Genomic DNA, 13,712 nt, shown 5'->3' with positions numbered 1-13,712 from the left:
GATGTACAAGCCCGCGCACCGGCCGATCGAGATCGACTGGTTCCTGCCCACCAATGGCGACGGCCGTCACCTGACCAGCAGCGGCCTGCCCAAGGTCGGCCTGTTCCAGCAGGGTGAACGCGCGCCGACCCTCGACTATTTGCGCCAGGTGGTACGCGCCGCCGAGCTCGGCAACTTCGACGGCATCATGGTGCCCACCGCCAGCGGTTTCGAAGACCCTTGGCTGATCACGGCCGTGCTGGCCCAGGAGGTACAGCGCCTGCGCTTCCTGCTGACGGTGCGTCCGGGGCTCGAACTGCCCGCCTACAGCGCCCACCGCGCCGCGACCCTGCAGTTGCTCAGCAACGGGCGCCTGGACCTGCATGTGGTCAGCGGATCGAGCCGCTTCGAGCAACGCTCGCTGGGGGATTTTCTCGAGCATGACGAGCGTTATGCACGCACTGCCGAGTTTCTCCAGGTGTTCCAGGCCGTCTGGAGCGGACACGGTCAACCCCATCACGGACGCTACTACCGCAGCGGGGGCGGCAGCCCGATCGCACCTCAGGCAGCAGCACCGGCGATCTATTTCGGCGGCGCATCCAACGCCGCCGAACAGGTGGGCGCAGCCCACGCGCAGACCTACCTGATGTGGTGCGAACCGCCGCAGATGATCGCCGAACGCATCCTGCGCATGCGCGAACTGGCCGCAACACGCGGGCGCACCTTGCGCTTCGGCTTGCGTTTGCACGTGTTCGCCGCGCCCACCGATGAGCAAGCCTGGGCGCATGTGGAGCGCTTGCTGGAGGAGATCCCCAAGGAAGCCATCGAACAGGCGCAACTGCAGATGGCCGCCTACGAGTCGGTCGGCCAGTCGCGCCAGACCGGGCTGGTCAAGGGACGTGGACGACGGGCGCGTGAGCTGGAGGTTTCACCCAACCTCTGGGCCGGGGTCGGGCTGGTGCGGGGGGGCGCCGGCACTGCGCTGGTGGGCAGCTACCAGCAGGTCGCCGATCGGATCGAAGCCTACAGCCAACTGGGCGTGGAGTGTTTCGTGCTGTCGGGCTTCCCGCATCTGGAAGAGGCGATTCACCTGGGGGCCGAGCTGGTGCCGTTGTTGCGGCGGATCAGCCCGGCGTGCGGCCCTTGAGCATGCCGTGATTGACCAGCAAGGTGCGCATGGCATTGCGGGTGATGCCCAGCAACGCCGCCGTGCGCAGTTGGTTGAAGCCGCAATAGGCAAACGCTTCGCGCACGATCAGGTCTTCGATGTCGTGCAGCAACGCCTCTCCAGGGACCTCGAACAAGCGCAGCAACTGTTCGCGCATCACCTCCTGGGGCAGCGTGTGCACGTTGCCCGCACTGGCCCTGGCCACACTCAGCCCAGCGGAAAACTTCAGGTGTTCCGGGCGGATCGGCTTGTCGCCGGCCACCAGCAATGCCAGGTGCACAACGTTTTCCAGCTCACGGATATTGCCCGGCCAGGGATAGTCGAGCAGCGCCTGGGTCGCCGACTCGGAGAGCATCGGTTCACTGATGTTCAAGCGCGCGCTGTAGAGCCGCCGAAAGTGTTCCACCAACGGCAGGATGTCGAGGGGCCTTTCGCGCAGTGGCAACACGGCGACCTGGGCGACGTTGATGCGATAGAAGAGGTCCAGGCGAAAGGTGCCCGCCTCCACCGCCTGCTCCAGGTCGACGTTGGTGGCGGTGACCAGGCGAATGTCGATCTTCACGGGCTTGCGCGAACCGACCCGCACCACCTCCTGCTCCTGCAGCACGCGCAACAGCTTGACCTGCAGCGCTAGCGGCAGATCGCCAATCTCGTCGAGAAACAAGGTGCCGCCGTCAGCCTCCTCGAACCAGCCGGCACGACGGCCCGCGGCGCCGGAAAAGGCCCCGGCCTCATGGCCGAAGAATTCGCTTTCGGCCAGCGTTTCGCTGATCGCCCCGCAGTTGACAGCCACGAAGGCGCCACGACGGCCGCTGGCCGCATGCAGGTAACGGGCGACCAGCTCCTTGCCGGTGCCGGTCTCACCGTTGATCAGCACGGGCACTTCACTCGGTCCGACCCTTTGCAGAAACTCCAGCAGTTGGCGCGAACGCGGATCGGCGAAGACCAGGGCCTTGGCCCGAATCGACAGGGGATCCTTTTCCCCTTGGGGGAAGGTCAGGATCGGGCTCGAATGTCCCTGGGGGCCGCTCATGGCAAGGAGTTCCAGCGTAGGTGGCGATCGGAAAGTGACGCTACTTTAGCGAGCCGCGGTTATAACCAGAAATATTTAAAAAGCATTACCACAAAACTTTTGTTTCTGAGCAGTGGGCGGGATGAAACAGGTGCTGGCGAGCGGCAAAGATCAGGTGCGGTGAATGGGTAGCGAATTGAGCCCGGAGCGAAAAAAGACGCCGAAGCGTTTTACATCCGCGCACCTTTCAGGCTCTACAAAGGCCGTTGGTTTATGCACGGAATGTGCTGGCAGAAAAAATGAAAAATGGAAGTAAACGCTATGTTTATTTAGTCGTATATATTTCCCACTTTATAGTGGAAAAAATTACTCGGAATTCGGGCAACGCTTCCACCCGCCGCCCCGCAGTAGCGTCAATCAGGAGCGACACCACAAGGAGGTTCGATGCTCAACCGAACAGCGGAGGACTGGCAACGTCTGGGCCACCTCCCGACGCTACTCGAAGCCTAGCCCGCGCTGGTGCGCGAGCTAGGGTTTCGCTACTACCGTTTCAGCTTTGCAAGCTGCACGCATGCGATCAGCGCAGGCAATCTGGTAACGGGCTCGGAAGCGATTATTCAGGCCGCGCTGGATTTGCGAGCCCATCACCTGCAGCGCTCAAACATCCCGTTGATCTGGGAGCCCAAGGCCTTCGCTACAGCGCCCTCGCTCTGGGCCCAGGCCCAGCGCCTCGGTCTTCGCCACGGGTGGCTACAGCCTCTGCATGAAGGCGTTGCCCATAGCTGCCTGGCGCTGTTGCGGCCTCACGTCAGCGTGTCTGCTGCAGAGCATTATCAGAACGCAGCATCAGCGCTCTGGCTGGGTGAATTCCTCCACCGCACGGCAGCGCAAAGTGATGCAGCGCTCAAGTCCAATCGCGGGTGCGTTTGAACATCCCGCATACACGCGAGATGAGCGCGACCGCGCAAGTCCGGATTTCATGGACTAATTTCTGGACTCAATTAGTCCGAATGCCCATGGATCGGAGTGGCGTTGACTGAAACGAAAAAAGACGCCGAAGCGTCTATTTTCAGGTATCTACAGACTTCCATGGAACTCTGTAGATCGATATTTGGAGCGGGAAACGAGACTCGAACTCGCGACCCCGACCTTGGCAAGGTCGTGCTCTACCAACTGAGCTATTCCCGCTAAATGGCGTCCCCTAGGGGACTCGAACCCCTGTTACCGCCGTGAAAGGGCGGTGTCCTAGGCCACTAGACGAAGGGGACATACCCAACGCTTTTCAGCGCACCAGCTATAAAGCCTTGCGGCTTGCACTGGATTTATTTCCCAGCCCTGCCTCAGGCAGCACCGTGAAAATTGGAGCGGGAAACGAGACTCGAACTCGCGACCCCGACCTTGGCAAGGTCGTGCTCTACCAACTGAGCTATTCCCGCGTCGTGATGGGTGCCATTCTAGCGAACTGCCAGGGAAGGTCAACCCCTTGATTCAAAAAAAGTTTTACTTCTGCTCGGAGCCTTCGCGCAGGTGCGGCCAGGCCGCCAGCAGGTAATGCACCATCGACACCAAAGTCAGGCCTGCGGCCACCAGCAACAGCCCGTAACCGAGTGCGACCCAGAAGGTCAGCACCGGCGGATTGCCCAGCAGAATGACCAGCGCCAACATCTGCGCGGCGGTCTTCCACTTGCCCAGGTTCGACACCGCCACATGCGCCCTCGCCCCCAGCTCGGCCATCCACTCGCGCAGAGCCGATACCACGATTTCACGCCCGATGATCACCGCTGCGGGCAGCGTCAGCCAGAAGTTGGCGTGCACCTGCACCAACAGTACCAGCGCCACGGCAACCATCAGTTTGTCGGCGACAGGATCCAGAAACGCCCCGAACGGCGTGCTCTGCTGAAGACGACGGGCCAGATAGCCATCGAGCCAGTCAGTTGCGGCGGCGATGGCGAACACGCTGCTGGCGGCTACGTAACTCCAGTGATAAGGCACGTAGAACAGCAGAATGAAGATCGGGATGAGCAGGACGCGTAGAACGGTGAGCAGGTTTGGAATATTCATCGGTACGACTGGCTGCGAGTTGAACCCGGCATTCTACTCGCTATGCAGGCTCGCATAAATCGACTCGGCAAGCTTTTTACTGATGCCGGGTGCCTTGGCAATCTCGTCGACACTGGCGCGGTTGAGCTCCTGCAGGCCGCCGAAATGTTTCAGCAAGTCTCGACGGCGCTTCGGTCCGACCCCTGCAACGTCTTCGAGGCTGGACGTACGGCGGGCCTTGCCGCGACGTGCGCGGTGGCCAGTGATGGCAAAACGGTGCGCCTCATCACGAATCTGCTGAATCAGGTGCAGTGCCGGTGAATCGCCCTTGAGGGTGAATTCGTGGGCCACATCGTTGAGATACAACGTCTCGAAGCCGGCCTTGCGGGTCACCCCCTTGGCCACCCCGAGCAAGGTAAGGTCACTCAGTGCCAGCTCCTGCATGACTTCACGGGCCATGTTCAGCTGCCCCTTGCCGCCGTCGACCAACAGCACATCGGGCAACTTGCCCTCGCCGTCCTTGATTCGCCCGAAACGGCGAGTCAGGGCCTGGTGCATGGCAGCATAGTCGTCACCGGCGGTGACACCTTCGATGTTGAAACGGCGGTAGTCGGACTTGAGCGGTCCCTCAGGGCCGAACACCACGCACGAGGCCACCGTAGCCTCGCCGCTGGAGTGGCTGATGTCGTAGCACTCCAGGCGCTGCGGCACCTCCGGCAGGTTGAGCACCTGAGCCAAGGCCTCGAAACGTGCGGCCATGTGCTGGCGGTTGGCCAGACGAGCGTTGAGCGCCTGCTCGGCGTTGGTCACGGCCAGTTGCTGCCAGCGTGCCCGAGTCCCTCGGACTCGGTGGCTGATGGCCAGGTCGCGACTGCGCAAGGTCTGTACTGCTTCAGTGATGGCCTGAAAGTCCTCGTGGACCACATTGACGATCAGCTCTCCTGGCAGTTCTCGCTCGGCGTTGCCCAGGTAGTACTGGGAAAGGAAGGCCGCCATCACTTCGGACACCTCCTCCTCGATACCCACCTGCGGGAAGAAGTTCTTGCTCCCCAGCACGCGCCCGCTGCGGACGCTGATCAGGTGCACGCAGGCCCCGCCTGGGTTGACGAAGGCGGCGATGACATCGACGTCACCGGAGCCGCCTTCCATGTACTGCTGGTCCTGGACGCGACGCAACAAGGCGATCTGGTCGCGCAGCTCGGCGGCCTTCTCGAAATTCAGCGCCATGGCGGCCTGCTCCATCTCGGCGTTGAGCTCGTTGCCCAACTGCTGGCTACGCCCCTCGAGGAACATCACCGAATGCCGTACGTCTTCGGCATACTCCTCGGGCGTGACCAGGCCGACGCACGGTCCCTTGCAGCGCTTGATCTGGTATTGCAGGCACGGCCGGGTGCGGTTGGCGTAATAGCTGTCCTCGCACTGACGCACCGAGAAGGCTTTCTGCAGCAGGCTCAGGCTTTCACGGATCGCCCCGGCGCTGGGATAAGGGCCGAAGTAGCGGCCCTTGGCTTTTTTCGCGCCACGATGTATGCCCAGGCGTGGGAAATCGCCGTCGGAAAGAAAGACGTAAGGGTAGGATTTGTCGTCCCGCAACAAAATGTTGTAGGGCGGACGCCACTCCTTGATCAGCGTCTGCTCGAGCAGCAGCGCCTCGGTCTCGTTCGCGGTAATGGTGGTTTCGACCTGAGCGATGCGCCCCACCAGGGCGGCCGTTTTCGGCGCCAGGCCAGTCTTGCGGAAGTAGCTGGCCAGACGCTTCTTGAGGTTCTTGGCCTTGCCCACGTAAAGCAGCCGGGACTCGGCATCGAACATCCGGTACACGCCTGGGCGACCGCTGCAGGTCGCCAGGAACGCGCTGGCATCAAAGAGTTGGGACATGGGGGATTACAGGCTTGCGTCAACCATACCGTGGCGAACGGCCAGCAATGTCAGTTCGACGTCGCTGGTGACCGAGAGTTTTTCGAAGATCCGATAACGGTAAGTATTGACGGTCTTGGGGGACAGACACAACTTGTCTGAGATGATCTGCACTTTCTGGCAGCCGACAATCATCAGGGCAATCTGGATTTCCCGCTCCGACAGCGCATCGAACGGTGACCCCTGGGGCTGGAACGATTTGAGCGCCAGCTGCTGGGCGATCTGCGGGCTGATGTAGCGCTGCCCCGCGAAGGCCAGGCGGATAGCCTGGACCATTTCGTCGAGCCCCGCGCCCTTGGTCAGGTATCCTGCGGCGCCTGCCTGCAGCAAGCGCGTGGGAAACGGGTCTTCCTCGCATACGGTGACGGCGACCACTTTGGTATCCGGGTGACTGCGTAGCAATTTGCGCGTGGCTTCCAGGCCACCGATTCCGGGCATCTTGACGTCCATGAGGACTACGTCAGGTTTCAGCTCACGGGCAAGCTTGAGGGCGGCTTCGCCCGAATCCGCCTCGCCGACCACTTGCAGCCCATCGATATCGGCCAGCATGCGCGTGATACCGGTACGCACCAGATCGTGATCATCGACCACAAGTACCCTAATCAAGCAGACACCTCGTCATGGGGGCGATTGGATCCGGCCACCTTAACAAAAAATTTCATCACGAACCTAGCGCAAAGCGTCATTGGCATATGCCTGGCGGTCTGCCCTTCGCAGGCGAGTCTTTTCGTAGCTTTCGTTATCTGCCGCCAGACGCCCGAGCAGGTGCCAGATCGCTGCCCGATCGGCTGAAGTCAGCCGTCGCAACATACCCAGCACGCGGCTCTCATCGCCACTGAGGCATTCCAATGGCGCTGGCGTGCGCAGGCCGCTGAGTACGTACGCAGCATCGACGCCCTTTGCGGCGAGCGCCGCCAGATAATCGATGCGTGGCGTGCGCTCCCCACTTTCGTACTTGCCCTGGGCGTTGGGCTCGACACCCCCGATGTCACCGAACACTCGCTGGGTCAATCCCAGCCGCTCGCGCTCTTCCCTCAAACGCAGACCGAATCCTTTCATTCGACTCCCTTCCTCTCTCGATCAGATACCCCTGGGCGCGTCCGGCACCCAGGCGAATAGCCACGAATCCAGTTGGCACTATGCACATTGGATCCAACCAATACAAGCTACTATTACGCCACTTGTCTAAACCTGTACCGACATCATGACCTCGCGCCCGCGACCATGACATTGCGCTGCATACGAACGAAACAGTCGTCCTCCCCTATTTCAACAAAGCCCGAGCGTGCATAGAGTCGCCTGGCCGGGTTACTGCGAAACACCATCAGGCGCAGTAACGGCAAACGACGTTGCGCTGCCCATCCGGCCAACTGCCCCAGCACCCAGGATCCAACGCCGTGCCCGCGGTGCTCGGGCAGCAGGTGCAGTTCGCGGATGAACAAGGCCTGGCGGTCCTGACTGAGGCTGCAGAAACCCAGCACTTGCTCACCCGCCTTCACCAGCCACTGCTCGCGCCAGCTCCAAGCTTCGTCAAATGCCTCTTCGATCCACAACAGGTCGAACTCGCGGTAGTACGGGAGCATGGCGCGTCGCGTCAGGTCGCGGGCGAAGGTACGACAGCCTGCGGTGGCCGGAACGAGTTCAAGTGATAGTTGAGTCATTGCATCGCTATCCGCCTGGCTCCTGGGCATAACACACCGGCGAACTGCCCGGCCCCCTTCGATCGAGCTCTTCTTCCAGCCAGTCGGCGAGCACCTGGGCATTGTTGTGCGCAGTATCCTTGCCTGCGAACAATAGGGTCAGGGTCCCCTTGGCCGCCAGATCCAGCAGCGGATACCAATGCTCAGGATGGGCCGCCAGTTCGGCACGGTAATGCTCGGAAAAACCGGCGAAGTCCATATCCCCGGCATGAAACGCCCTGCGCAGCGCATCCGACGGTGCAACGTCGCGCAACCACTGGCCGTGCAAGGCATCCTTGCGCATATTGCGTGGCCACAAGCGATCGACCAGCACCCGCTGTCCGTCCTCAGGCGAAACCGATTGATACACGCGTTTGCAACAGATCATCGAATTTTCCGGCGCTATTTTCACCTTCAGCCTACGACCTACATTGACCAAGGTCACGCGACAGCCATTCGATCAACACCAGACAGCGGCTGCGCAACCCTCGCCCGGGGCAAAAAAAGAGGCCGCGCGGGCGGCCTCGATCAAGTCAGCCCGGAATTTTCAGCCCACGCTGCACCGCAGGACGCTCCAGGAATTTCGCCAGCACTCGCTGCACTTCCTTGAACGTCTCAAAGCCCACCAGATCACGGGCGTCGTAGCGGTCCACCAGATTGCGCACCCAGGGGAAAATGGCGATGTCAGCGATGCTGTACTCATCGACCATCCACTCACGGCCCTTCAGGTGACGATCGAGCACACCGAGCAGACGCTTGGATTCGTTGACGTAGCGATCACGCGGACGCTTGTCCTCGTAATCCTTGCCAGCGAAGAAATGGAAGAACCCCACCTGGCCAAACATTGGCCCAATGCCGCCCATCTGGAACATCAGCCACTGCAAGGTCTGATAGCGCTGCGCGGGGTCCTGGCTGAGCAACTGGCCAGTCTTCTCCGCCAGGTACTGGAGGATCGCCCCTGACTCGAACAGCGGCAATGCATGCCCGCCGGGACCGTCGGGATCGAGAATCGCAGGGATCTTGTTGTTGACGCTGAGCGAGATGAACTCGGGCGTCAGCTGATCATTGGTCTCGAAGCTGACCTTGTGTACCTCATAGGGCAGGCCGATCTCTTCGAGCATGATCGAGACCTTGACGCCATTGGGTGTGGCCAGCGAGTAGAGTTGCAGGCGCTCGGGGTGCTGCGCCGGCCACTTCTGTGTGATGGGAAAAGCGGACAGATCGGTCATGGTCGATTCCGAATGCGAAGGGATCATCACTCTAGAACCAACGTCAAGGTTTGACCATGGCCTTCCAGATATCGAAAGTGACGCCCCCACACGGGTGCGCCACTTGTCGCTGGATCAATAGCGTGGCAGGAATGGCTACCGCCCCCAGGGTTCAGCTACGCTCGTGCGCCTGCCGCTTGAGCTTTTCGGTGTCGACACGCACGAACACCGAATCGGCGCTGACGGTCAGCACGTCCCCGGCCCAGACCTCACAGAGGACCCGGCTCTTGCGCCCGACCTCACCTTCGACCCTGGCCTTGAGCAGCAACTCGACACCCATGGGCGTAGGTTTGAGGTAGGTCAGGCTGAGGGTGCCGGTGACACAGTCAATACGCGGCAAGCTGCCCGGCTCGCGCCCTTCGGCCCGGTAGTGGTAGGCCATTGCGGTCCAGTTGGAATGGCAGTCCACTAGCATCGCCAACAGGCCACCGTAGACCAATCCGGGCCAGCCGATGAAGCCGCTGTCAGGTGAGTGCCGGCACAGCAGGTGCACGCCGTCGCTGTCCCAGTGGCTCTGGATATGCAGGCCACTGGGGTGGGAACAACCGCAGCCATAGCAGGAGCCTTCGGGCGCCGCCAGTTGCTGGAGGGAGAGTGCTTTCTCGTTCATACGCTTCCTGTGCTTGTTGGAATGGGAAGGATGGCGGGAGGATGGTAGCGCTCCCCCCCTTCCTTGTGCACTCACCTGCAGCGGCAACACAGGATGAGCGCAAGCCTCAAACGACTTGCACCCGACCAGCCCTCTCTCGCCGCCGTGTCACGGAAATCAGCAGGATCACCGCGGTAACCCCGGCCGTCATCAGGGTTTCGTAGCGATAGGCATCGCTGAACAGCATGTACCCCAGCACCAGTACGATAGTCCCGATCACCAGCCAGGTGAGCCATGGGAACAACCACATGTTCAATGCAAGCTCCGTCCCCTCACGCTCAGCCCGCGCACGCATGCGCAGTTGCGAAACAGCAATCACCAGGTACACCAGCAGGGCGATGGCCCCCGTGGTCGACAACAGGAAACCGAACACCTTGCCCGGGAACACATAGTTGACGAAGCAGCCGGCGAAACCCGCCAACGTCGAAAGGATCACTGCTACGGTCGGCACACCAGCCCCGGAAATACGCCGGGTCATGCTCGGCGCCTCACCGCGAGCGCCCAACGAATAGAGCATCCGCGAGGCCGTGTAGAGCCCGGAGTTCATGCAACTGGTCACCGCCACCAACACCACCAGATCGACCACCAGCTTGGCGCCCGGCACATTGAGCACCTCCAGGACGCGCTGGAACGAGCCCACGGCCTTGAGCCCCGGATCGTTCCAAGCTACCAGCGACACCACCAGGAAGATCGACGCCAGGTAGAAGATAGCGATGCGATACACCACAAGGTTGGTGGCACGACGGATCTTCTCCTTGGGGTTGGCGGTTTCATCGGCGGCAATGGTGACGATCTCGGCACCGAAGAACGAGAAGATAGTGATCAGCACGCCCCCCAGCACCGTGCCAAAGCCATTGGGCATGAAGCCTCCGTTGGCCCACAACTGGCTGACGCCGGAGACCTTGGCCAACGGCCAGACGCCGAACAGTGCCAGGCTGCAGATGATGATGAAGGCGAGAATGGCGACCACCTTGATCAACGCGAACCAGTACTCGAAGGCGCCGAAGTTCTTCACGCTGACCAGGTTGGTCCCCGACAGCAGTACCATGATCAGGAAGGCGAATAGCCAGGACGGCACATCGGGAAAATAGGCATGGAGGATATCGGCGCCAGCGATCGCCTCGACCGGGATGATCAATACCCAGAACCACCAGTACAGCCAGCCGATGGTGAAACCGGCCCAAGGTCCGATGGCCTCGGTGGCGTAGGTGGAAAACGAACCGCTGTTGGGGTTGGCGATGGCCATTTCGCCAAGCATGCGCATCACCAGCAGCACCAGCAGGCCGGTCATGGCATAGGAAATGAGGATCGCCGGGCCTGCCGTGGCGATGGCGTTGGAGGAGCCGATGAACAGACCGGCACCAATGATGCCTGCTATGGAAATCATGGACACCTGGCGCGAAGTCAGGCCGTGCTGCAGCGAACGCTGTTTCTTTTGTTGTGACGATGCCATGGGGAACCCTCTGATGGGTCGGCCGCCGCAAAAGGCGGCGATGAGTCTGAGCAGATTTTGTTGTAGGTCTGTGCTGTTGTTTCTTGTTGTTGTGCAGTTTTCGCTGTCACTGCGCACAGGACAGGAAGTTGGAGTAAGGGGTGTTTTTTCTCTTGCCTCTCCATCGGGTTGTAATCGTTGATCCAGGTCAGTATTAATCTATAGGCGTGGCTCAACAAACGACCTTTTAGAAACACATGATTCCGTTTTGGAATGCATTTCTTATTTTTCCTGCCTGGTAACGCCTGTCATGTCCAAACGCCTGATGCCCTCCACCACCGCCCTGCAATGCTTCGAGGCAGCCGCCCGCCACCTGAGCTTTACCCGTGCGGCGCAGGAGTTGCACCTCACCCAGAGCGCGGTGAGCAAACAGGTCGCACAGCTCGAGGACATGTTGTCCCACCCGCTGTTCCAGCGTATTCGCCGACGCCTGCACCTGACCCCGGCAGGCGCGCTGTACCTCACGGAAGTGAACAAGATCCTCACCCAGATCGACATCTCCAGCCGCTACATCCTCAGCTACGGCGACGAGACCGAAGTCCTGCGCATCGCCACCCAGCCCACCTTCGGTGCCCGCTGGCTGGTGCCACACCTCAAAGGTTTCGGCGAACGCCATCCGCGCATCCACCTGGACGTGCGTAACGAACTGGAGCCATTCGACCTCGTGCAGGCCAAGGTCGATATCGCATTCTTCTTTGGCCAGGGCACCTGGCCCGGCGCCACCTGCCTGGAACTGTTCAGCGAGGAAGTGGTGCCCGTGTGCGCACCACAACTGTTGCAGGCACATGCTTTCGACAGTGCCCAGTCGCTGACCGAGCACCGTCTGCTGCAATGCGCATCGAGGCCCGAAGCCTGGCACGAGTGGTTCCTTGGGCTGGGGCTGCACAGCCAGAATAGCTACCACGGACCACGCTTCGACACCTTCTACCTGTGCATCCGCGCAGCCATCGCAGGCTGCGGAATTGCCCTGATTCCGCGTTATCTGGTGGCCGAGGAACTGAGCGAAGGCAAGCTGGTGGTGCCGTGGAATCATCCGGTGGCGAGCAATGGCCGGCACTTCATGGCCCATGCCGAGCATGCGGCCGAGGTGCCCAAGGTGAAGGCCTTCGTGGAGTGGATCCTGGAACGGGCAGCTGAAGAGGGTTAAAAGTCGAACTTCGAGAATCCAAGGAATGATCCCAATCGAATAATTCGTTTGCCGAACACACATTCATCGCGCTTGGATAATAAGAAATTCGAACAAGGTTCCGTGCGTCCATGAATCAGGAAAGTATCAGCCAGTCCATCGCCATCGTTCACCCGATCACACTTTCCCATGGCCGCAACGCCGAAGTATGGGATACCGACGGCAAGCGCTATATCGACTTCGTCGGCGGTATCGGCGTGCTCAACCTGGGCCACTGCAACCCGGCAGTGGTCGAGGCCATTCAGCACCAGGCCGCCCGCCTAACCCACTACGCCTTCAACGCAGCGCCCCATGCGCCTTATCTTGCCCTCATGGAGCAGTTGAGTGCGTTCGTGCCAGTGAACTACCCGCTCGCCGGCATGCTCACCAACAGCGGCGCCGAAGCCGCAGAGAACGCGTTGAAGGTGGCCCGTGGCGCCACCGGCAAGCGCGCGGTCATCGCCTTCGACGGCGGCTTCCATGGCCGCACCCTGGCCACCCTCAACCTCAACGGCAAGGTCGCCCCCTATAAGCAACGCGTGGGTGAGCTGCCGGGGCCGGTCTATCACCTGCCCTACCCCAGTGCCGATACTGGCGTGAGCTGCGAACAGGCACTCAAGGCCATGGAACGGCTGTTCAGCGTCGAGCTCGCGGTCGAGGATGTCGCAGCCTTCATCCTCGAACCGGTGCAAGGCGAAGGCGGCTTCCTCGCGCTGGACCCCACCTTCGCCCAAGCCCTGCGCGGCTTCTGCGACCAACATGGCATTCTCATCATCATCGACGAGATCCAGTCCGGTTTCGGACGCACCGGCCAGCGCTTCGCCTTCCCACGCCTGGGCATCGAACCGGATCTGCTGTTGCTGGCCAAGAGCATCGCCGGCGGCATGCCGCTGGGTGCAGTGGTCGGCCGACGTGAACTGCTGGATGCCCTGCCCAAGGGCGGGCTTGGCGGCACCTATTCAGGTAATCCCATCGCCTGTGCCGCGGCCCTGGCCAGCCTGGCGCAGATGAGCGACGAGAACCTCGCCACCTGGGGCGAGCGCCAGGAGCAGGCCATCGTGAGACGCTTCGAACACTGGAAGGCCAGTGGCCTGTGCCGTTACCTGGGGCGCCTGACCGGCGTTGGCGCGATGCGAGGGATCGAGTTCGTCAACCCCGACGGCAGCCCGGCGCCTGCGCAACTGGCCAAGGTAATGGACGCTGCACGAGCCAAGGGGTTGCTGCTGATGCCCAGTGGCAAGGCCCGCCACATCATTCGCCTGCTGGCACCGCTGACCATCGAGGAGGATGTACTCGAGGAAGGGCTGGATATCCTCGAGCAGTGCCTGGCCGCACTGGACTGA

General features: G+C 61.3%; 14 protein-coding genes and 3 tRNA genes. 4 read left to right on the top strand and 13 right to left on the bottom strand.

Going from position 1 to position 13,712, the window contains the following annotated elements; all coding sequences use genetic code 11:
* The first annotated feature begins 1 nt into the window (after position 1).
* Entirely contained in the window at positions 2–1,126 is a 1,125-nt protein-coding gene (locus tag APH44_RS11030; protein ID WP_054892722.1) for an LLM class flavin-dependent oxidoreductase, read from the top strand.
* Here the strand turns inward: APH44_RS11030 and APH44_RS11025 are convergent.
* A complete protein-coding gene (locus APH44_RS11025) occupies positions 1,104–2,180 on the bottom strand; it encodes a sigma-54-dependent Fis family transcriptional regulator (RefSeq protein WP_054892721.1) in 1,077 nt (358 codons plus the stop codon). The genes APH44_RS11030 and APH44_RS11025 overlap by 23 nt on opposite strands.
* Positions 2,181–2,678: 498 nt before the next feature.
* On the opposite strand from APH44_RS11025, the gene APH44_RS30675 reads away from it, so the two are divergent.
* The gene (locus tag APH44_RS30675) at positions 2,679–3,089 is read left to right on the top strand and encodes an autoinducer binding domain-containing protein (RefSeq protein ID WP_177339341.1); all 411 of its coding nucleotides are present in this window, start codon (positions 2,679–2,681) and stop codon (positions 3,087–3,089) included.
* Positions 3,090–3,271: 182 nt separating this feature from the next.
* Here the strand turns inward: APH44_RS30675 and APH44_RS11020 are convergent.
* From APH44_RS11020 to APH44_RS10965, 12 genes are all read right to left on the bottom strand, one after another.
* Positions 3,272–3,347, bottom strand: a tRNA-Gly gene (locus tag APH44_RS11020).
* A gap of 4 nt (positions 3,348–3,351) precedes the next feature.
* Positions 3,352–3,427 (bottom strand) — tRNA-Glu (locus APH44_RS11015).
* A 92-nt stretch (positions 3,428–3,519) separates the two neighbouring features.
* Positions 3,520–3,595: transfer RNA gene (locus tag APH44_RS11010), tRNA-Gly, on the bottom strand.
* A gap of 64 nt (positions 3,596–3,659) precedes the next feature.
* The gene (gene pgsA, locus APH44_RS11005) at positions 3,660–4,220 is read right to left on the bottom strand and encodes a CDP-diacylglycerol--glycerol-3-phosphate 3-phosphatidyltransferase (RefSeq protein WP_054892720.1); all 561 of its coding nucleotides are present in this window, start codon (positions 4,218–4,220) and stop codon (positions 3,660–3,662) included.
* 33 nt (positions 4,221–4,253) lie between these two features.
* Positions 4,254–6,077 (bottom strand): excinuclease ABC subunit UvrC, encoded by a 1,824-nt coding sequence (uvrC, locus tag APH44_RS11000; RefSeq protein WP_054892719.1) that lies wholly within the window; start codon positions 6,075–6,077, stop codon positions 4,254–4,256.
* A gap of 6 nt (positions 6,078–6,083) precedes the next feature.
* A complete protein-coding gene (gene uvrY, locus APH44_RS10995; RefSeq protein WP_054892718.1) occupies positions 6,084–6,722 on the bottom strand; it encodes a UvrY/SirA/GacA family response regulator transcription factor in 639 nt (212 codons plus the stop codon).
* Positions 6,723–6,785: 63 nt separating this feature from the next.
* The gene (locus APH44_RS10990; protein ID WP_054892717.1) at positions 6,786–7,175 is read right to left on the bottom strand and encodes a helix-turn-helix domain-containing protein; all 390 of its coding nucleotides are present in this window, start codon (positions 7,173–7,175) and stop codon (positions 6,786–6,788) included.
* A 143-nt stretch (positions 7,176–7,318) separates the two neighbouring features.
* Complete coding sequence (locus APH44_RS10985) at positions 7,319–7,777, bottom strand: N-acetyltransferase (protein WP_054892716.1); 459 nt, start codon at positions 7,775–7,777, stop codon at positions 7,319–7,321.
* A gap of 7 nt (positions 7,778–7,784) precedes the next feature.
* Complete coding sequence (locus tag APH44_RS10980; protein WP_054892715.1) at positions 7,785–8,183, bottom strand: DUF488 domain-containing protein; 399 nt, start codon at positions 8,181–8,183, stop codon at positions 7,785–7,787.
* A gap of 145 nt (positions 8,184–8,328) precedes the next feature.
* Positions 8,329–9,024: a glutathione S-transferase N-terminal domain-containing protein gene (locus APH44_RS10975; RefSeq protein ID WP_054892753.1), complete on the bottom strand. Its 696-nt coding sequence runs from the start codon at positions 9,022–9,024 to the stop codon at positions 8,329–8,331.
* Positions 9,025–9,175: 151 nt separating this feature from the next.
* Positions 9,176–9,673 (bottom strand): PaaI family thioesterase, encoded by a 498-nt coding sequence (locus APH44_RS10970; protein ID WP_054892714.1) that lies wholly within the window; start codon positions 9,671–9,673, stop codon positions 9,176–9,178.
* A gap of 106 nt (positions 9,674–9,779) precedes the next feature.
* The gene (locus APH44_RS10965; protein ID WP_054892713.1) at positions 9,780–11,165 is read right to left on the bottom strand and encodes an amino acid permease; all 1,386 of its coding nucleotides are present in this window, start codon (positions 11,163–11,165) and stop codon (positions 9,780–9,782) included.
* A gap of 289 nt (positions 11,166–11,454) precedes the next feature.
* On the opposite strand from APH44_RS10965, the gene gcvA reads away from it, so the two are divergent.
* Both gcvA and APH44_RS10955 read left to right on the top strand, forming a co-directional pair.
* Positions 11,455–12,351 carry a transcriptional regulator GcvA gene (gene gcvA, locus APH44_RS10960; RefSeq protein WP_054892712.1) on the top strand — a complete coding sequence of 299 codons (897 nt, stop codon included), beginning with the start codon at positions 11,455–11,457 and terminating at the stop codon, positions 12,349–12,351.
* A gap of 110 nt (positions 12,352–12,461) precedes the next feature.
* Positions 12,462–13,712, top strand: a complete 1,251-nt coding sequence (locus APH44_RS10955; protein WP_054892711.1) for an aspartate aminotransferase family protein — start codon at positions 12,462–12,464, stop codon at positions 13,710–13,712.

Source organism: Pseudomonas sp. NBRC 111143, from assembly GCF_001320965.1.
Lineage (GTDB): Bacteria > Pseudomonadota > Gammaproteobacteria > Pseudomonadales > Pseudomonadaceae > Aquipseudomonas > Aquipseudomonas machongensis.
Note: the sequence above shows the minus strand (reverse complement) of the source record. Positions and strands in the feature narration are given on the sequence as shown.

Bases quoted from the DNA above. Each gene is read 5' to 3' on its own strand.
- APH44_RS10985 (WP_054892716.1), bottom strand. From the start codon at position 7,777: ATGACTCAACTATCACTTGAACTCGTTCCGGCCACCGCAGGCTGTCGT.
- pgsA (WP_054892720.1), bottom strand. From the start codon at position 4,220: ATGAATATTCCAAACCTGCTCACCGTTCTACGCGTCCTGCTCATCCCG.
- APH44_RS10975 (WP_054892753.1), bottom strand. From the start codon at position 9,024: ATGACCGATCTGTCCGCTTTTCCCATCACACAGAAGTGGCCGGCGCAG.
- APH44_RS11030 (WP_054892722.1), top strand. From the start codon at position 2: ATGTACAAGCCCGCGCACCGGCCGATCGAGATCGACTGGTTCCTGCCC.
- uvrC (WP_054892719.1), bottom strand. From the start codon at position 6,077: ATGTCCCAACTCTTTGATGCCAGCGCGTTCCTGGCGACCTGCAGCGGT.
- APH44_RS11025 (WP_054892721.1), bottom strand. From the start codon at position 2,180: ATGAGCGGCCCCCAGGGACATTCGAGCCCGATCCTGACCTTCCCCCAA.
- APH44_RS10980 (WP_054892715.1), bottom strand. From the start codon at position 8,183: ATGATCTGTTGCAAACGCGTGTATCAATCGGTTTCGCCTGAGGACGGA.
- gcvA (WP_054892712.1), top strand. From the start codon at position 11,455: ATGTCCAAACGCCTGATGCCCTCCACCACCGCCCTGCAATGCTTCGAG.
- APH44_RS10955 (WP_054892711.1), top strand. From the start codon at position 12,462: ATGAATCAGGAAAGTATCAGCCAGTCCATCGCCATCGTTCACCCGATC.
- APH44_RS10970 (WP_054892714.1), bottom strand. From the start codon at position 9,673: ATGAACGAGAAAGCACTCTCCCTCCAGCAACTGGCGGCGCCCGAAGGC.
- APH44_RS10990 (WP_054892717.1), bottom strand. From the start codon at position 7,175: ATGAAAGGATTCGGTCTGCGTTTGAGGGAAGAGCGCGAGCGGCTGGGA.
- APH44_RS10965 (WP_054892713.1), bottom strand. From the start codon at position 11,165: ATGGCATCGTCACAACAAAAGAAACAGCGTTCGCTGCAGCACGGCCTG.